The organism is Desulfoluna sp. CLI2B, from assembly GCF_056847375.1.
This window is the reverse complement of record NZ_CP186557.1, coordinates 3,140,629-3,159,251: the sequence shown is the minus strand read 5'-3', so window position 1 is coordinate 3,159,251 and position 18,623 is coordinate 3,140,629. Positions and strand designations below refer to the sequence as shown.

The 18,623-nt window shown below is 57.3% G+C and carries 17 protein-coding genes; 13 read left to right on the top strand and 4 right to left on the bottom strand.

Annotation, left to right across the window (positions count from 1 at the left end):
• Window positions 1–747: 747 nt before the first annotated feature.
• Both ACOYW2_RS14835 and ACOYW2_RS14830 read right to left on the bottom strand, forming a co-directional pair.
• The gene (locus tag ACOYW2_RS14835; protein ID WP_482415685.1) at window positions 748–2,493 is read right to left on the bottom strand and encodes an ASKHA domain-containing protein; all 1,746 of its coding nucleotides are present in this window, start codon (window positions 2,491–2,493) and stop codon (window positions 748–750) included.
• A gap of 214 nt (window positions 2,494–2,707) precedes the next feature.
• On the bottom strand, window positions 2,708–4,054 hold the full coding sequence (locus ACOYW2_RS14830) for a uroporphyrinogen decarboxylase family protein (protein WP_482415686.1): 1,347 nt from the start codon (window positions 4,052–4,054) through the stop codon (window positions 2,708–2,710).
• A 1,080-nt stretch (window positions 4,055–5,134) separates the two neighbouring features.
• On the opposite strand from ACOYW2_RS14830, the gene hisD reads away from it, so the two are divergent.
• The 12 genes from hisD (at window position 5,135) to ACOYW2_RS14770 (ending at window position 15,665) form a co-directional block, all read left to right on the top strand.
• Entirely contained in the window at window positions 5,135–6,445 is a 1,311-nt protein-coding gene (hisD, locus tag ACOYW2_RS14825) for a histidinol dehydrogenase (RefSeq protein WP_482423589.1), read from the top strand.
• Between the two features lie 93 nt (window positions 6,446–6,538).
• The gene (locus ACOYW2_RS14820) at window positions 6,539–7,384 is read left to right on the top strand and encodes a DegT/DnrJ/EryC1/StrS family aminotransferase (RefSeq protein ID WP_482770932.1); all 846 of its coding nucleotides are present in this window, start codon (window positions 6,539–6,541) and stop codon (window positions 7,382–7,384) included.
• The gene (locus ACOYW2_RS14815) at window positions 7,293–7,742 is read left to right on the top strand and encodes a DegT/DnrJ/EryC1/StrS family aminotransferase (protein ID WP_482770931.1); all 450 of its coding nucleotides are present in this window, start codon (window positions 7,293–7,295) and stop codon (window positions 7,740–7,742) included. Before ACOYW2_RS14820 ends, ACOYW2_RS14815 begins: the two co-directional genes overlap by 92 nt.
• 738 nt (window positions 7,743–8,480) lie before the next feature.
• Window positions 8,481–9,476 carry a TRAP transporter substrate-binding protein gene (locus tag ACOYW2_RS14810; RefSeq protein WP_482415689.1) on the top strand — a complete coding sequence of 332 codons (996 nt, stop codon included), beginning with the start codon at window positions 8,481–8,483 and terminating at the stop codon, window positions 9,474–9,476.
• 83 nt (window positions 9,477–9,559) lie between these two features.
• Complete coding sequence (locus tag ACOYW2_RS14805) at window positions 9,560–9,937, top strand: TRAP transporter small permease (protein WP_482423587.1); 378 nt, start codon at window positions 9,560–9,562, stop codon at window positions 9,935–9,937.
• On the top strand, window positions 9,828–10,109 hold the full coding sequence (locus ACOYW2_RS14800; RefSeq protein ID WP_482423586.1) for a TRAP transporter small permease: 282 nt from the start codon (window positions 9,828–9,830) through the stop codon (window positions 10,107–10,109). The genes ACOYW2_RS14805 and ACOYW2_RS14800 overlap by 110 nt, the downstream gene beginning before the upstream one ends.
• 12 nt (window positions 10,110–10,121) lie before the next feature.
• Complete coding sequence (locus ACOYW2_RS14795) at window positions 10,122–11,405, top strand: TRAP transporter large permease (protein WP_482415691.1); 1,284 nt, start codon at window positions 10,122–10,124, stop codon at window positions 11,403–11,405.
• A 117-nt stretch (window positions 11,406–11,522) separates the two neighbouring features.
• Window positions 11,523–11,903: a RidA family protein gene (locus ACOYW2_RS14790; RefSeq protein WP_180143332.1), complete on the top strand. Its 381-nt coding sequence runs from the start codon at window positions 11,523–11,525 to the stop codon at window positions 11,901–11,903.
• A 107-nt stretch (window positions 11,904–12,010) separates the two neighbouring features.
• Complete coding sequence (gene cuyA, locus ACOYW2_RS14785; RefSeq protein WP_482770930.1) at window positions 12,011–13,012, top strand: D-cysteate sulfo-lyase; 1,002 nt, start codon at window positions 12,011–12,013, stop codon at window positions 13,010–13,012.
• A 167-nt stretch (window positions 13,013–13,179) separates the two neighbouring features.
• Window positions 13,180–13,932 (top strand): cysteate racemase, encoded by a 753-nt coding sequence (gene cuyB / locus ACOYW2_RS14780; protein ID WP_482415693.1) that lies wholly within the window; start codon window positions 13,180–13,182, stop codon window positions 13,930–13,932.
• Between the two features lie 239 nt (window positions 13,933–14,171).
• Window positions 14,172–14,828 (top strand): GntR family transcriptional regulator, encoded by a 657-nt coding sequence (locus tag ACOYW2_RS14775; RefSeq protein WP_482770929.1) that lies wholly within the window; start codon window positions 14,172–14,174, stop codon window positions 14,826–14,828.
• A gap of 213 nt (window positions 14,829–15,041) precedes the next feature.
• Window positions 15,042–15,665, top strand: coding sequence for an arylesterase (locus tag ACOYW2_RS14770; protein ID WP_482770928.1), 624 nt, complete (start codon window positions 15,042–15,044; stop codon window positions 15,663–15,665).
• A gap of 124 nt (window positions 15,666–15,789) precedes the next feature.
• Here the strand turns inward: ACOYW2_RS14770 and ACOYW2_RS14765 are convergent, their stop codons facing one another.
• Entirely contained in the window at window positions 15,790–16,191 is a 402-nt protein-coding gene (locus tag ACOYW2_RS14765; RefSeq protein ID WP_482770927.1) for a helix-turn-helix domain-containing protein, read from the bottom strand.
• Window positions 16,192–16,246: 55 nt separating this feature from the next.
• Between ACOYW2_RS14765 and ACOYW2_RS14760 the strand changes: the two genes are divergently transcribed.
• Window positions 16,247–17,029, top strand: coding sequence for a DUF3179 domain-containing (seleno)protein (locus ACOYW2_RS14760; RefSeq protein ID WP_482770926.1), 783 nt, complete (start codon window positions 16,247–16,249; stop codon window positions 17,027–17,029).
• Between the two features lie 81 nt (window positions 17,030–17,110).
• Here ACOYW2_RS14760 and ACOYW2_RS14755 read toward each other — a convergent pair whose 3' ends face one another.
• Entirely contained in the window at window positions 17,111–18,457 is a 1,347-nt protein-coding gene (locus tag ACOYW2_RS14755) for an alanine/glycine:cation symporter family protein (protein ID WP_482423582.1), read from the bottom strand.
• Window positions 18,458–18,623 lie beyond the last annotated feature (166 nt).

Genomic DNA, 18,623 nt, shown 5'->3' with positions numbered 1-18,623 from the left:
CCCCGCACACAGGAAGGGTGGAAAAAGGTTCGAAAAGCTGAACGGCCGGATTCGAAGATCGTTTCGTGGTGGCGTGCATCACGGGCAGTCTGGATGCATGAAAACGATTGTGAATCGAGGCGGCGTGCCAGCCGAACCTGACCATCAGCGCCTGCGTGCGCTGAATCTTCGTTGAGTGCGCCGCAGGCGAAAAGGCAGTTGCCGGGAGGTGAATGGCCCGGCGTCCTTCCTAAATGGATAGCTTGATAGTGAGCAATATCCGTACCAGGGGAACATTATTTGTCCTTCGTACAGGTGTGTCGGAGGGGGTGGGGCTTGACAGTTCCCGGAGCCGGTCATGGGAAGCGACAGTGAATATGAGTCAAAACAGGGTTTCGGGCGTAACGGGACTCTTTGGCCGGATGGCGGGGAGTGCCTGGAAACATGTGTGTTTTCAATGGCCGCCCCCAGCCGTGGTTAAGGGTCGGTAATCCTTGATGTAGTAATTTTTCTACTATTTCGAAACGCCCCTAAGTTCTGTTGCGTGGCCGGAGTTTCTCGGGGTGAGGAAACGTCGTAAATTCATGGTGCGGGAAGCGCCCTGCCGATTTTGTGTGCCGTTTTTTGTCGCGGGGGGCGTCGGGGCTCAGTGGCATGTTTCAGTCTGGGAAGGAAAGAAGAAACCCGGCCTCTGGGAAGGGGCCGGGTTTACTCAGCGGGTCGCTTTGGATGTGCATTGGAAGACGGGGGTGTGTGCACCGGGGGAACTTAATCCTCGATAAAGACCATGCGGTTCATGTACTCGCCGCTGAATCCCTTGTGGGCCGACAGCTCGATGTGGCGGGTGTTGCGGCGGATGGCATCAGCCGTCTCCACGGCCCTGGCTTCGGTGACATAACGGAGGGCACCGAAGGAGGCGGCGTTGCCCAGCACCGATATCTTGTTGAGAAGCCCGTGGGGAATCATGCCGATGCGTGCGGCGCTCTCCGGGTGGATGGCCGATCCGAAGCCGCCGGCCAGGTAGAGGGTGTCGATGTCGTCACAGGTGATGCCCGCCTCCTGCATGAGGATCTCGATGCCGGCCCGCAGCGCGGCCTTGGCCAGCTGGACCTCCCGGATGTCCTTCTGGGTGAGGGCCACTTCCGGGGTGAGGTGAAGGCGAATTTCGTTTTTCTCTCCGTCGATGCTTTCGGCCAGGGATCCTGTTGCCTGGAGCCGTCCCGTGGGGTCCATGGCCCCTTCCTCCAGAAGCAGGGCGATGGCGTCGATGACGCCGGAGCCGCAGAGCCCTGTGGCTTTGCGGTCGTCAATGACGGTGAGGCCCACGCCCTCGTCGGTTTTGAACACCGAGTCGATGGCGCCGGGCTGGCCCGGCATGCCGCAGCTTAAGTTGGCGCCTTCAAAACAGGGCCCGGCCGCAGCGGAGCAGGCATAGCAGACGCCGTTTGCGTAAAGGACGGTCTCGGCGTTGGTACCGATGTCGGCCAGCAGGAAGGTCTCTTCCTTGCCAATGGCCCCGGTGGCCAGAAGCGAGGCGACGATGTCGGCACCGATGTAGGCGGAGACCCCCGGAAGAAGGAAGGCGCGCCCGTCCGAGAGGATGCCCAGGTCCCGGGCGGGCATGTGCATCCCGTTTAAGGTGGCGGGGATAAAGGGGGCCTTGCTGATGAACTCCGGGGAGATGCCGCAGAGCAGGTGCATCATGGTGGTGTTGCCGGCCAGGGCGATGAGGCTGACGTCCCTGACGCCGGCGGCGGAGAGAAGCCCTGCCAGTAGGGTGTTGAGCTGATCGGTCACGGCTGCGGTGAGGGGTTCGGTGCCGTGCTCCATGCTGTACTGGATGCGGGTCATCACATCGGCGCCAAAGGGGGCCTGGGCGTTGTGGGAGCCGCTGACTCCCACGGTGCTTCCGGTGTTCAGGTCCACGAGCATGGCAGCAACCGTGGTGGTTCCGATATCCACGATGAGGCCCAGGTGGCTCTCTTCGTCGCTGATGCCCACCAGGGTCTCTCCGTGGAGGACAGCCTGCCCGGCGAATCCGTGGCGGCGAAGAAAATCAGGGAGCGTGCACAGCTGGGACAGGGGCAGGGCATGGTCCCCGGCGCCAGCGGCGGCCATGAGGCGGTCCAGGTCCGGGGACTGATCCAGGATGGCCGGGGCCTCTGCCCGGAACGGGCGCTTGGTCAAGACAGGCACATGGTCGTAGGTTTGCGTGCGAAAGCGGGTCAGGACTTTGAGGTTCTGGCGGTCCGCAACGGTGATGCGCATGCCCTCTTCGGGCCAGGTGTAGCAGGCAAGGCGAATACCGGCGTCCAACTCCATGGGCGTTAAAAGGCTTCGCTCTTCGTCCGTGGGGCTGGTGCTGCAGATGATCTTGCACTTTCCGCATTTGCCGATGCCGCAAGGGGCCACGATGAGCCGGGCTTCCCGCAGGGCGGCGACGAGGGGTTTGTCTTTGGGGACCTCAAGGACGGTCTCTTTTTTGTCGTGGGAGACGGTGATGGTAACGGTCATGGTCGTATTCCTGGGGACACAAGGTCCTTGGGCGGGATTCTCGGTCGGAAACGGCCACGGTAGAGCAGGTGTGGGGCTTGGGATGGAGAATGCCCTTGCGTTGTGCGGGTGGTGCGGGCTTGGGGCTGCCCTGGTACGCCACACCCGTCGGTCGGTAAAACGAAACGTTCAAGAACGCCGCGGGGGGCGCAGGGCCTCCCGCGGCGTGGTACGGTTACTTCATAGCTGCGTTGATTTCTGCGGTCAAGGTCTCACTGGTGGGAATCAGGGAGATGTGCTTGATTTCGCCGTGAACGAGCATGGCCGGTGCGTTGGCCAGGCCGATTTTGCTCATGAACGCCACGTTTTCAGGGTACATGATGGAGCGCTCCACCACCTTGACCTTGTCGCCGAAGGGGGCGGCGGCATCGTTGGCGGATGCCACCATGTACCCGCAGGCAGCACAGGTCTGGGAGTCGATGGTGACCACCTCGATGAGGACGTGGTCCAGGCTGTCGTAGTCGGGCAGCTCAACTTCCGGGAGTTCATCTTTTTTGATGTAGGTGGAAAGGGCCTTGCGTACCGCCTCTTTGTTGTGGACGGCCATGCCAACGCCCACGATGTTTTCCGGGGGCACGCCGAAGGGCATGTCGCAGCCCGGGGCGAGGATGAAGTCTTTGGTGCCCAGGGAGTCCATCAGGTCGATGGCGGCCTGCTGGTTGTCCTGCTGGGTGCCGAAGAGCATGGTGATGGTGAGCTGGAGGTTGCCGGAGATGAGGATGCCGTGCTCGTCGGTGACCTTTTTGGCTTCCACGATGTCCACGTTCTCGTCGATGGCAACCGCATCCGGGCGGGTCTTGCACATGGCCGGGATGTTCTTGGTGGCGTCACCGCAGACAAAGAAGCTTGAGGGGACCTGGCGCTCACGGGCCTTGGCAAAGAACGCGGTAAAGGGCTCGGTCAGGTACTGCTCAAAGGAGGCCGGAGAGATCTGGGAGACCAGGGGGTCCACGGCGCCGATGACATCGCATCCCGCATCGATGAGAAAGCCTGCGTACTCGCTGACCACCTCTTCACAGTAGTTGATGAGCTCTTTCACCTTTTCGGGCTGGTCGTACATGTCCATGAAGATGTTGGTGCCGCGAAGGTGGGACGCCAGGGTGAAGGGGCCGCAGACCAGGCCGTAAAGGGCGATATTGGGCTTGGCTTTCTTGAGGCGCCTTGTGGCCTCCATGATGATGGGGATGCGGCCGTCCTCTTTGGTCAGGCGTTGTGTGGGGACGGTAAAATCGTTTGCAAGGGGGTGGCTGCAGACCGTGGGGGGGGTGTTGGGGTACCACTTGAGGTCGCATCCGAGGATTTCGGCCTCTACCTGGAGGTCGAACATCACGGGCAGTCCGTCCGGTGCGTATTGCGCTTCGGCTTCCAGAAGGCATTCGACCAGTTTGTCGACATCTTTGAAAATTTCATCGGCAGCATACCCTTTGAGGTTTGCGATCTGGGCGCCTGTGTAAGGGACCCAGGGTGTGCGGGGAACCTCTTCGTGGTTGAGTGCTTTTAAGATAAGAGATTTGCCGTCCATACTACACCTCCTGAAATCTAAACGTGTTGGCTTTTTTGGTCACATCCGAGGCCGATGGGCGGGCGGTTGAAAATGTTCCCTCGGCTCGTTTGACTAAGTTTATGAGTCTTTTTTCTGTGGCCGTCAAGTTCTTTTATGAAAAAAATCTAATAAAATGTTAAAACATTTTTTATAAAATATTTTACGCAAATCTTAAAGGGGTTGCGCGGTGCCTCGACGGTTTGTGGTGCTGGCGTTTAGCTGAATATCTCCTTCTGTATATCTGTTCTTGTGGGCTCTCTGTCTACTCCTGTCGGTCGAATTGAGTACATGTGCCCGCCCCTTCGCTGGAATGGGGTAGGGGCGTTTCGAAATGTTCGAACAATTTCGAGGCCGGTGGGCCATGCCGCTGACGCTGTTTCATTCAAGGGGCCCCATGGTGGAGCCTCATGCGTGTACCCCACCGGAAGCGGCTATGGACCCGGGACGGCTTGGCTATCCGTCGATTCACCCTGAGGGCCCTTCAGGTGTCCGAGCCATTACTGTACCTCCGGGGAGGTGGCTCTTTCATGGTTCGCCTATTGGGATATTCAAAAAATGTGCCGAAAATCTCCGTAAACGTGGTCCAGCCCCTGGTGAAAGGTTGGGGAAATTCCTTTATGGTGGTATGTATATTATAATATGGAAAATCTTGAAATGGTTTTCGCAATATAGAAAACAGAGCCTCTTATACCATTAAATATATGTGGTGGGTGGGCCATGTGGTATGATGTTCCTCTAGCGCTGTTGCTCCTGTGGGCAATGGGAGGTGCTGTCCGTAGGAAAAATTAACGTGGATCGCTGATTTTTGGTGTTCGGACAGTCGCCGTACAGGGGAGGGAACGTTTCGCATGTCGGTAGCATCTATTTGGATCTATTCTGGATATTTCGTTCTGAATTTGAAGCTGATCAAAATGTTTTAACGAAAGTTTAAAGAAATTTTTAAAAAGATTTTATAAAATCATTGACAATGTTCATCTGGACTGGCTAATTTACTCCATACCGACGGGAAATTTCTGACATCCAATATACAAAGCGATCTACTTACGGAGATTTTTTGCAATGGAGTACATTAAAAAAGCAGAACTCAGCTTTGAAGAAGTAAGCGACCAGAAGCGCGTCATCGTTGAAGGGATCCTCAAGGACATTGAGGCCCGCGGCGAAGAGGCGGTTCGCGAACTGGCCAAGAAATTCGACAACTGGGAAGGTGATTTCATCCTTTCCGAAGAGAAGAAGCAGGCCCTCATCGCCCAGGTTCCTCAGCGTGTTAAGGACGACCTCAAGTTTGCCTACGATCAGGTGTTTGGCTTTGCCAAGTCCCAGCGTGAGAGCATCGTTGAGTTCGAGAAAGAGACCCTCGAAGGCGTTCGCCTCGGCCAGAAGGTCATCCCCATGGAAGTGGCCGGTTGCTACGTTCCCGGCGGTCGTTTCGCCCACGCCTGCTCCGCCATCATGAGTGTGGCCACTGCCAAGGCTGCCGGCGTCAAAACTGTTGTTGCCTGCTCCCCCCCCCGTGGTGAGAGCATCGCTCCTGCCGTTGTTTACGCCATGGAACTTGCCGGCGCCGATATCATCATCGAGATGGGTGGTGTTCAGGCCATTGCCACCATGGCCTTCGGTCTCTTCAGCGGCAAGCCCGCAAACATCCTCGTAGGCCCCGGCAACGCCTTTGTTGCTGAAGCCAAAGCCATTCTGGCCGGTACCGGCCGCTGCGCCATCGACGTTTTCGCCGGCCCCACCGAGTCCTCAGTGATCGCCGACAAGACCGCCGATCCCATGACCGTAGCCATCGACCTGGTTTCCCAGGCAGAGCACGGCCTCGACTCTCCCGTATGGCTCCACACCGACTGCCGCGAGCTGGCCGAGAAGGTCAACGAGCTGATGCCCAAAGTCATCGCCGACATGCCCGATCCCGACACCCCCGCCACCTCCTGGAGGGATTTCGGTGAGATCGTTCTCTGCGAAGACCGTGAAGAGGTTGCCAAAGTCAGCGATCAGTACGCTTCCGAGCACGTACAGGTCATGGCTGAAGACCTCGACTGGTGGACCCAGCGTCTCACCAACTACGGTTCACTCTTCCTCGGCGAAGGTTCCACCGTACCCCAGGGTGACAAGTGCTCCGGCACCAACCACATCCTTCCCACCAAGAAGGCCGGTTACATGTCCGGTGGCCTGAACGTACACAAGTTCCTGAAGATCATGACCTACCAGGAGATCAAGCCCGAGGCCAACAAGGTCGTCAGCGGTGCTGCTTCCCGTCTCTCCCGCGTGGAGGGCATGGAAGGCCACGCCCGCGCCTGCGACTGGCGTCTGCGCAAGTTCTTCCCCAACGAAGAGTGGGACTTTGAAGTGTACAACCAGACCAAGTACTAAGGTCTGTTCGGCTTTGAGCCGATGGTAGACGATATGGGGCGGGGAGCGTTGGCTCGCTTCCCGCCCCTGATTTTGAGATATTCAGGAGGTCGCATGGGAAACGCATCCGTCAAACGGTTTACCAAGGAATTTACTCAGCAGGAACCCATCAGTGAAGCGTCCATTGAACGTGCCGTGGAGATCATGCGCACGGGCAAGCTTCACCGTTACAATGTCAGCGCCGGTGAGAAGGGCGAAGCTGCTCTTCTTGAAGAGGAGTTTGCAGCCTATATGGGCGCAAAGTACTGCCTCTCCTGCGCCTCATGCGGCATGGCCATGTACCTCGCATTGAAAAGCGTTGGGGTTGAGCCCGGAGACAAGATCCTCTGCAACGCTTACACCCTGGCACCGGTTCCCGGCGCCATCCACAACGCCGGTGCCGAAATCGTTCTTGTCGAGATCACCGACGACTACACCATTGACCTGGTGGACCTGGAGAAGAAAGCGGCAGACCCCGATGTGAAATGGTTCCTCATCTCTCACATGCGCGGTCACCTTACCGATATGGATCGCCTGATGGAGATCTGTGAAAAGCACGGGCTTGTCCTCATCGAGGACTGCGCTCACACCATGGGAGCGTACTGGGACGGCAAGAAGTCCGGCTCCTTCGGCAAGGTGGGCTGCTTCAGCACCCAGACCTACAAGCACATGAACTCCGGGGAAGGCGGCCTGTTGACCACCGACGATCCCGATGTCATTGCCCGCGCCATCATCCATTCCGGTTCTTACATGCTCTACGAGAAGCACACCTCACGTCCCGGCATGGAAGTGTTCGAAAAGGTCAAACACTTGCAACTATTCAAGCCGCATGGACAACCTTCGGGCCTCCCTCCTTCGTTTTCAGCTTCGCGACCTGGACAACCAGTGCAAGCGCTGGAACGAGAGGTATCAGGTCCTTGAAGAGGGATTCAATTCAATCCCCGGGATGACCTGCCCCAAGCGTCCTGAAAAAGAGACCTACGTAGGAAGCTCCATTCAGTTTTCCCTTGTGGGACAGGACGAGACCACCATCCGCAACTTCCTGGCAGCTGCCCTGAAACGCGGCGTGGAATTGAAGTGGTTCGGTGATTCCGAGCCCGTCGGATTTACCAGCGCCTACGGGAGCTGGAAATACTTCGGCAATCTTCCGGAACTCAAAGAGACCAACCGCGTTCTCGCTGTTATGTGCGATATGCGGGTACCCCTGACCTTTGACCTGGACGACTGTCGGCTGATTGTAGAGATTCTTCGGGATGTTGCCGAAGAGACCCTCTCTTAGATCAGCAGTGTGGGACAGGAAGGGCTCCCCCCTTCGCCCCTCCTGCTCCGGTTCCGCTTTTGAATAAAGAGGGGTGGATGCGTGATCCTTGCTCGGTTGAATGTCTGAGGATCCGGTGATTGAGTTTTTTGCATGCTGATGCGGACATGTGGGGCCCGGTAAGGGTCACACGGCGTTCCCCTGGATTTGAGGGGCAGCGAAACCGCCTCAGCTTAACATAGGGTACCGTCCACGTTTTTGCCGCCCGGCCCCGAAGTCAGTGGCCAGACCGGCAGAGACCATGGCGATGGCGCAAACGCCATATGAGACGGCACCTCTCATGCGGCAGCATCATGGTTGATGATGTCTCGATCCGCAGCACGGGTCGAGGGCAGCATGAAAAAAGAAAACGGTCTTTCCACAAGGGGAGGGCCGTGCAGGCGAAGTTGGAATGGGTTGTTTCCCGTCTCCGTTTTTAAGGGCACTGCGTGATTCACCACAGCATGCACAGCCCACGGCGTAAAAAAAACGGTAACAAAACGCTTGCCAGCTGAGACTCAGCATGTCACGTTTTGCGTGCGGGGGTGGCCCGCATGCGAAGATGTCCCCTGGCAACAGGGGACCCGTCTCCTTCATTGGGGTCCAGGGACCGGATTACTCTATATGTGTCAAATGTATACATTTGATATGTGTAACTTGAGCTCCGGCCTCCAGGGAAGGGTGGCGGAACCTTTGACACAACGAAGTTAGGAGGAAGTGATGTTCAGGAAATTATGTATCACCGCCATCGCAGTTCTCGCCATGGTGATGACCGTTCAGGGTGCATCCGCCAAGCAGATTTTCCGAGTAGGGATGGGCGATGCCATTGAATCCGATCAGGGCGCTATGGCTAAGCAGTTCAAGTGGATTGTCGAGTCCCTTTCCAACGGTGAAATCGAAGTTCAGCTGTTCCCCAACGGTGCGCTTGGAACCGAGACCGAGATGCTCCAGAACTCTCGTCGCGGTACCCTTGACATGGCGTTCATCGGTGTGGGCAACGCTGTGCCTTTCGTGAAGCAGCTCGGTACCCTCACCATGCCCTACCTTATCGAAAGCCACTACGATGCCATCCAGGCAACCACCGGCGGCCTCGGTGCTCACTGGAACGAACTGGCTATTAAAAAAGGTGGTTTCCGTATCTTGGGTTGGACCTACTCCAACTTCCGCTACATCACCAACTCCAAGCGTCCCGTTAAGAAGCTTGCTGATGTGAAGGGCCTCAAGATCAGGATCCCCCAGAACAAAATCATCATGGCAACCCTCAAGTCCTGGGACGCAAACCCCGTTCCCATGGCTTGGTCTGAGACCTTCACCGGCCTTCAGCAGGGTGTAGTCGACGGTCAGGAAAACCCCTACATCGTAAACTACACCACCAAGTTCCATGAAGTTCAGGACTACCTGACCGAAGTACACTACCAGTACTCTCTGCAGCCCCTCATCGTGGGTGAGCGTTCCTGGAAGAAGTACGACGAGAAGACCCGTGCACTCCTCACCCGTGCAGGTATCGAAGCGCAGCAGTACTGCATCGCTTTCCAGATCCTCGAAGCTGAGCATGCCAAGCAGGGCATGATCAAGGGTGGTGTTGAAGTCAGCACTCTCGAAGACGAAGCCGAGTGGAAAAAACTGGCCATCGAAAAAGTATGGCCTGAGTACTACGACTTTATCGGTGGCAAAGAGAACGTCGACCTGGTTCTCAAAGCTCTCGGTAAGCAGTAGTAACTGATTAGAAAAGGCGGCAAAAGGGACTCTACGATCCCTTTTGCCGCCCAGTGCTCAACCGGGTGAGGAGATGAAGCCCCATGTTTGCAAAGCGCTTGCTTAAATTTTTAGATAATATTGAAAGCTATATATGCCAGATTTTGCTTAGCTTCTTTGTTGTCATTCTTTTTCTTCAGATCGCACTTCGAGTCTGTTTCAACTACGTTATTCCCTGGAGTGAAGAGATTTCCCGATTTGCGTTTGTCTGGTTCGTCTTTTTCGGCGCAGCCTATGCAGCTCGACTGGCAGCTCACAACCGCGTGATGATTCAGTTCAAGCTGCTTCCCAAGGCTGGTGCAGGACGTCGCCATGGTGGTGACAGACCTGATCTGGATTTGTTTCAACGTGGTGATGATCAAAAAGAGTATCGAGGTCATTCGAGATCTGACCGAGTTCCCCTTTCATTCTCCCGCCCTTGAATGGTCCATGGCCTATGTCTACTGGATCTTCCCCATCAGTTTTGCCCTGATGACCATTCGAATCATCCAGGTGGACATCATGAAATACATTCTCAAAATCGAAATCAAGGATGTTGATTCCGTGGATCTTGAGGAAACCCAAAAAATGCTCTCTGAAGCAGAAAAGTCTTAGGAGGAAAAGGACATGTCGGCTGCAGGTATTCTGTTCATTTCTTTCGCTGCTCTGCTTTTTATGGGCGCGCCCATCATGGTGTCACTCGGCGTGGCAGCCATGGCGGCTTTCTTTACGGTGGGTCAGGACCTTTCTACCCTCGTACAGGTTGCATTTTCTTCGGTTAACCAGTTCCCCATCATGGCCCTTCCGGCCTTTGTGCTCTCCGGAGCGCTGATGGAGAGTGCGGGCATCTCACGTCGACTCGTGAAGGTGGCCGAGTCCATGGTCGGGTCCCTTGACAGTGGCCTTGCCATCTCCACCACGTTGGCCTGTATCTTCTTCGGTGCGATTTCCGGCTCCGGCCCTGCAACGACAGCGGCTGTGGGCATGCTCATGATTCCGGCAATGATCAAGCGCGGGTACGATCCCGGCTACGCATCGGCTGCAACCGCCGCATCCGGCGGTGTGGGCATCATCATTCCCCCCAGTATCCCCATGGTTATCTATGGCGTTACTGCCCAGGAATCCATTACCGAGATGTTCATGGCGGGCGTTGTTCCCGGCCTCCTCATCTCCGTGGGCCTCATCATCGTTCATGTGTTCCGCTGCCGCGGCAAAGGGTACGGCCAGGGCATGCCCAGCCTCTCTATGAAGCACGTTGGCAAGACCATGAAAGAGGGCTTCTGGTCCATCCTGGCGCCCGTGGTTATTCTCGGCGGTATCTACTCCGGTATGTTTACCCCCACCGAGTCAGCCATTGTGGCCATTTTTTACACGCTTTTCGTGGGCATCTTCATCTACAAGGAGCTCACCATCAAAGGACTCATGGAGTCCCTTGAGACCACCAGCTGGCTTACCGGGCGAGTGCTTGTGATCATGTTCACCGCTTACGCCTTCGGTCGCCTTCTGGTTCAGTACCGAATTCCAGACATGATTGCCGAGCTGCTGCTCTCCGTGACCTCTGACGTCCATGTTATCTGGCTGTTGGTTGTTCTCTTCCTCCTCTTCATGGGGATGTTCATGGAGACCCTGGCTATCATCATGCTGGTAACACCTGTTCTTCTGCCCATCATGACCGGCCTCGGCGTGGATCCCATCCACTTCGGTATCGTTCTGGTCTGCTGTTGCGGCGTTGGTTTCTCCACACCGCCTCTGGGAGAGAACATGTTCATCGCCTCCGGTATCGGCGGGGTGACACTGGAAGAGATCTCGGTGAAGGCTCTTCCCTTCTGCGCCATTACCATCGGTGTGATTCTCATCATGGCTTACTGCCCCAGCATCGTGATGTGGCTGCCCCGGGCCATGGGATTCTAATCCACCGGGCCTTTTCTTTGATAACACGCGCCGACTCGGTCGGCGCCTATATATAACGTGCAACCAAAACGTGTTCACGCGGATTTAGCGGAACAACGTACAACATGGAGTGAACCCATGAGCAAAAAAGCAATTCATACGGACAATGCGCCCGCCGCAGTCGGTCCCTATTCCCAGGCAGTGGTTGCCGGTGGACTTCTCTTTACTTCCGGCCAGCTTCCCATCGACCCTGCCACCGGCAAAATGCCCGAAGGCTCCATCGAAGCGCGCGCCCATGCTTCTTTCAAGAACCTGGCCGCCATCGCTGAAGAAGCCGGTACCACCCTTGCCAAGACCGTGAAGACCACCGTCTACCTGGCAAACATCGCTGATTTCCAGGCGGTAAACGCCGTCTACGCCGAGTACTTCCCCGAGCCCTTCCCCGCTCGCAGCGCCTTCCAGGTTGCTGCGCTGCCCCTGGGCGCCGATATCGAAGTCGAAGCGATCATCGCACTGTAAAAAGAAAAAGAGTTTCGGGCGACGATGGTGTTCATCTCGCCCGACTGACGGACCTTGCAGATAGATCCGGTAAATATTCATTACTTATTAGTAAGGACTAAACGAAAATGAATTTCACTAAATTTCCCCGTCGTGGTTACCTCCAGGGTCAGACTCCCATTGAGCCCATGAAAAACCTCAGCAAAGCCCTCGGCGGCAAAGTGAACCTTTTCGTCAAGCGTGACGACCTGCTCCCCGGTGCTTCCGGCGGCAACAAGACCCGTAAGCTTGACTTCTGCATTGCCGACGCTCTGGAAAAGGGTGCTGACACCATCATTACCTGTGGTGCCATCCAGTCCAACCACTGCCGTCTGACTGCTTCCTGGGCCGCCAAAGAAGGCCTCGAGTGCCACCTCGTCCTCGAAGAGCGCGTAAAAGGCACTTACAAAGAAGACGGCAGCGGCAACAACTTCCTCTTCGAACTGCTCGGTGTTAAAACCAAGCGTGTTGTTGAGGGTGGTTCCGACATGATGGCTGAAATGGAAAAAACCGCAGCCGAGCTCAAAGCTGCCGGTAAAAAACCCTACATCGTCCCCGGCGGTGCTTCCAACGCCATCGGCGCCCTGGGTTATGCCGCATGTGCCGAAGAGATGATGGACCAGCTCAACACCATGGGCCTCAAGATCGACCACGTGGTTGTTCCCTCCGGCTCTGCTGGTACCCACGCCGGTATGGTTGTCGGTATGACCGGCACCAACGCCAACATCCCCGTTTCCGGTATTGACGTATCCAAGCCTGCAGCCGATCAGGAGCCTGGTGTGTACAAGCTGGCCCAGGAAACTGCTGAGCTGCTGGGCATCAAAGGCGGCGTTGAGCGTGACGCTGTTAAGTGCTACGGTGAGTACGTTGGCCCCGGCTACTCCGTACCCTCCGATGCCATGGTAGAAGCAGTGAAGCTCTTCGCTGCCGAGGAAGCTATCCTCCTCGACCCCGTCTACACCGGTAAAGTTGCCGCAGGTCTCATTGACCTCGTACGCAAAGGCGCCTTCCCCGAAGGTTCCAACGTGCTGTTCCTGCACACCGGCGGTTCCCCCGCCCTCTACGCATACCTCGACACTTTCCGTGCGTAGCGTGTTAGGATGACCACTGTTCCGTAACGGATCAGTGTGCAGCCCTGCTCTCCTGTGCGGTTCGGGCCGTCCGGCATTTCGTTTATGGGGCTTTGGTTTGTATGGGACACCATACGACGTGATGCCGGATGGCTGGCAAGCGGCCGATCCGGTCTTTGGGAGACAAGATGGAAAAAACGTGTCAGCAGCCCGGAGCGGAGAAAATTCCGGGAATCCTGGGAGGCATGGGGCCTGAAGCGACGGTTGACCTGATGCAGCGCATCATCGCCCTGACCCCTGCTTTGGATGATGTCGATCACCTGCGATGCATCGTGGACAACAACCCCAAGGTGCCTTCACGCATGAAGGCCATCATCGACGGGGACGGGGAAGATCCCGGTCCCTGCATGGCCGACATGGGCAAGCGCCTCGAAGCCTGGGGAGCCGATTTTCTCGTGATCCCCTGCAACACGGCCCACCATTATTATTACAATGTGGCCGATGCGGTCTCCATTCCCGTGGTCCATCTCGTGGACCTTGTTGTGGAGACGGTGGTGACCAACAACCCCGGTATCAAAAAGGCGGGGGTCCTTGCCTCCACGGCCGTTTTGATCACGAAACTCTACGAGACCCGCTTTGCCGCGCGTGGCGTGGACGTGGTTTACCCCGACGCACCGGTCCAGGATCAGCTCCTGGGGGTGATCCGTCGTGTCAAGGCCGGTGAGACCGGCGACAAAGTCCGGCAGGACTTTTCGGACATCTGTGCCCACCTGGCATCCAAGGGCGCTGAGGTTGGTATTCTCGGATGCACGGAACTGGGCATCATCGGCGGGGGCGAGCTGCCCATCCGCAGCGTGGATGCAGCCGATGTCCTTGCCCGGGAGATTGTGGCAGTTGCCCGTGAGGGGAAGATGCCTCATACCGAGTTATCCGCACCTTGACAAAGAGGGCTGTACGAAATAAACAAGGGTGTGTTAAAAAAGACAGTTTTGAACTCAAGTCCTGATCCTGCCCTTGCGACCCTTTCTCACACCCTTGTCGTTTGCCGCGTTACCAGCGGCAGGGTAATCTGCTCCCTGGGGAGTAACCCATTTTTTCCGGGCCGCCTGTTCCGGGCAGGACCCTTTTTTGTTTTACTTACGTCGCGTATTTAAGATTCCGACTGGCAGGAGAAAAGACTTTGGACAACAATGTATCTTCGATGAAGTCCCTTGTGGCTTATGAAAAGATTCGTGATATGATTCTTACGGGTGTGAAGTTGCCCGGCACCCGGCTCGTGCTGTCGGACCTTGAAACGGAGTTGGGCATCGGCAGAGGGCCCATCCGGGAAGCCCTGATGCGCCTTGACCGATCTGGTCTGGTGAAGAACATTCCCTACAAGGGCGCCGTGGTGGCCAGCCCGCCTTCGCGCAAAGAGATTTCCATTATCTTTGACATGCGCGTGGACCTGGAATCCCAGCTCGCCGTGGAGGCGATGCACAACATCACCCCCGAAAAGATCGCCGAACTCGAAGAACTCCACAGCCGCATGGCCAGTGTGGACGCGGATTTTTACACCCTGGATCGCGAGTTTCACAAGACCATCTACGAGGCGTCCAATCTTCCCCACCTCTGCTCCATCGTGTACAAGCTCATCGAATCCGTGGAGACCTTTCTCAATCTTTACCGCCAGGAGATCACCGACTGCCACAAGTTCTCTTTCGAGCATGGCCAGATCCTTGCGGCCATCAAGGCCAAGGATGAGGAGCAGGTTCGTGCCGTGCTCCAGAGCAACATCCGAAGCGGCCTGGAAGTGGTGGAACGCTCTTTTTCCCGTCTCATTCGAAAGCCGGTATAACCAGTCGTCCCGGGTGCGCCTGACGTGCGTCCGGTTTTTATCGGCTGCTGCCGCTCCTGCACGTTACGCTATGGCAATGGCGGCACCGACCGGACCATTGGAATGTTTTTTGCCGTTGCTGTCTGCTGAACCGTTGCTTCTTAAGTTGGCAGACCTTCCTTTGAAAGATGTGCTGAACGGGTTGCCTTGGGGCAGCCCTGATTGGGGGCGGCCATGAGCAAACGCATCCTCTTCATTGCCATCGTGCTGGTTCTTGTTGTCGCTGTCTGGTCTCTCCGCAGGCCGGGTACGCACCGGTCTGTCCGCAACGCCCCTCCCATCCATTCCACCATCGTGGCCTTCGGCGACAGCCTCACCTCCGGGGTCGGCGCCGGGCAAGGCAGCTCCTACCCTGACCAGCTCTCGGCACGCATCGGGCGGCCGGTTATCAACCTGGGAGTTCCCGGGGAGACGACCCGAAGCGCCATGGCACGGCTTGATGATGTGCTGGGGTACGAACCCGGCATCGTGCTTATCACCCTTGGGGGCAATGACCTGAAAAACGGGGTGGACAGGGATCAGGCCTTTCAAAACCAGGCGTCCATCATCGGGGTGCTCCAAGAGAGCGGGGCCATGGTGATCCTGGGAGGCATCGACATCCCTTTCTGGGGGCGCGACTTTGGCGCGGGGTACCGGGAGACAGCCGACGCTATGGGGGCGGTGCTGGTGCCCGACATCTTCGAGGGTATTCTGGGCAAGCCAGGCCTCATGAGCGACAGGATTCACCCCAACGACAAGGGGTACGGCATTATGGCAGACCATTTTTTTAAGGCCCTCAAGCCTTATCTTACCCGGTAAGCTTTTCACTTACGCGACAAAGCCATTCAGCCCTTGACCTTATATCTTCCGTTTTTTATCCTTAGCCCTTAGCCCTTAGCCCTTAGCCCTTAGCCCTTAGCCCTTAGCCCTTAGCCCTTAGCCCTTAGCCCTTAGCCCCTTTCTTTCTCCGCTTTTTCCCCCAGTTTCCTTTAACCCGATTCCCTTTTGCCTTTTCTATCTGTTCTTCAAGGGGGACGGTGCGGTCGTGCTGTTTAGCGATATCGTAGCCTTCCTGGGTCAGGTACGAGGCATACCCCATGGTGTCGTGGTCGGTAATGCCCAGGGTGGACAGCCGCTTCAGGGCCACGGCCACCGCAGCCTTGCCCAGGCCCAGGGCTTCTGCCAGGTCCTTGTTTTCGACGATTCCCGGTGGCCCGTTCCGGTCCCAGGCAAGGGCCAGGTGCCCCAGGACCTCCCATTGCACCACCCGTCCTTCGTCCTCCAGCATGGCGGCGAGGCTGCGGACCTTGGCTTCCAGCTCTTCGTATGTGGGTTTGTTGTCCATGGTTTGAGTGTATCACAGGAGGCAGGGGCGTTTCCTGGCTGTTTTTCAGGTTAAGATGGCAGCCTCCGGCGGCCCTGCCGGGGGCAACTTATTTTTTAAATGCATTGGCCCTGATAAGCTTTGCCCTCAGGTGACCGGGCAGGGCACCCCATGGTATACTGGGCGTATCATGCGCCCGGAATCGGGCAAAGGGAGGCTTTCAATGAACATCAGATGGAAACGAGTATGGGCCCTTGTGCTGGCCCTGGTTATATGGAGCGCCCCGCTCACTGGGCCAGGCCGGGAGCGCAGGGGAGACCGTGTGTGGATCGTGGACCGCCTGGGCGACCGGTGGGAGGTAACCCAGGCCGAGGCCCTGGGATTTGAGCCGGAGAAGTTCCAATACGGCATCGGAAAGGATGCCATCGTTCCCCTGGATGAGAGGGCTTTCTCCTCGGCACCGGCTGATGTCCGGGACCGGGAGAGGGTCATCGGGTTTGGGTCGAATGAGGAGGCCCGGGCGGTCTCGGTGAGGATCCTGGCGCGCCATGAGATCCTGAATACCAAACTGAAAGACGCCTGGGTTGCGGCGGCATACTGACCGCTCGTGGACCTGTCGGCTGTGTACAGCCGAGAACTGAACGGAGAGCCCCTGACCCTTGCCCCTTCGGGGTGGACCTATGGGGATACTTTTGTTCTTTATGACAAGGAGAGCGGCAGCCTGTGGTACCCCGACGGAAAGGGGCTCCTGGCCATTGACGGGCCCCATGCCGGAAAACGGCTCCCGGAGATTGGCCATGAGGACACCTCGTGGTACCTGTGGGAAAAGGCCCACCCCAAGACCCGGGTCGCCGATTGAGGCGAACGGCGTGGTCGGACGGAAGAAAAACCCGTCCCCTGAGACAGGGGGCGGGTTTTTTCGTTTCAGTGCCCTTAAGGGCTACTTCCTGTAATGGTTGTCGAAGTAGTCCCGGGTTTCGCTGATGATGACGGGGGTCAGGGCAAGAAGGGCGATGAGGTTGGGGAAGGCCATGAGGCCGTTGAAGATGTCGGCCAGGGTCCATACCAGGTCGAGCTTCAGGGTGGCCCCGATGCCCACGAAGATCACGAAGATCACGCGGTAGGGCATGATGGCTTTTTCGCCGAGCAGGTATTCAATGGATTTCTCGCCGTAATAGCACCAGCCGAGGATGGTGGAATAGGCAAAGAGGATGAGGCCGATGGTGACGATGAGGCCCCCGCCGGGCAGGGCGCCCTGAAAGGCGAAGGTGGTGAGCTCGGCGCCGTTTTTGCCGCTGGACCAGGTGCCGGTGATGATCAGGACCAGGCCGGTCATGGAGCAGACGATGATGGTGTCGATGAAGGTCTGGGTCATGGAGACCAGGGCCTGGGTGACGGAGTGCTTGGTCTGGGCTGCGGCGGCTGCGATGGGCGCGCTGCCGAGGCCGGATTCGTTGGAGAAGACCCCGCGGGCAACGCCCATGCGGATGGCCAGCATGACGCCCGCGCCGAGGAAACCGCCGGTGGCGGCCGTGGGGTTGAAGGCCTGGGTGATGATCAGGGTCAGGGCCGAGGGGATGGCCTTGGCGTTGAGGATGAGGATGACAAGGGAGCCGACAATGTAGAAGACGATCATGATGGGAACCAGCACGCTGGTGACCTTGCCGATGCTCTTGATGCCGCCGATGACCACAAGGCCCACGAAGATCATGAGGATAACGCCGGTGACGCCTACGGGGATGTTAAAGGTGGCGTGTACCGCATCGGCAACGGAGTTTGACTGGACCATGTTGCCGATGCCGAAGGCTGCAATGGAGGCGAACAGGGCAAAAAGAACCCCCATCCAATTCCATCCGAGGCCGTTGGCGATGTAGTACATGGGGCCGCCGCACATGTTGCCGTTTTCATCCTTTTCACGGTACTTCACGGCGAGAACGGCCTCCGCGTATTTGGTGGCCATGCCCACCAGGCCGGTGACCCACATCCAGAACATGGCGCCGGGGCCGCCCACGGCGATGGCCGTGGCCACACCCGCGATGTTACCGGTGCCCACTGTGGCGGAGAGTGCCGTCATCAGGGCCTGGAAATGGGAGATGTCACCGTCGCCTTCATCTCCTTCTTCCCTGCGCTTGACAAGGGCCAGGTAGAGGGAGTGAAGCAGGGTGGTGAACTGAATTCCCCGAAGGGAGATGGTCAGCCACAGCCCTGTGCCCACGAGCAGGACAAGCAGGGGGACGCCCCAGATAATGCTATCGATTTTGTTCAGTAACCCGATAAAGTTCTCCATAAAATTCCTCCAGTGGTGGTGTGAGATTGCCTATATGCACCGGGCGGTGCCTCCCGTCCGGGATATATGGTGCCTTAGCCATGGCGGCTTCACAACCCGCAGAAAGAAAAAGAAGTTATCGGAAGGCCGGGTGCCGGAGCGTTAACTTCTCGCATGGAATAGAGAA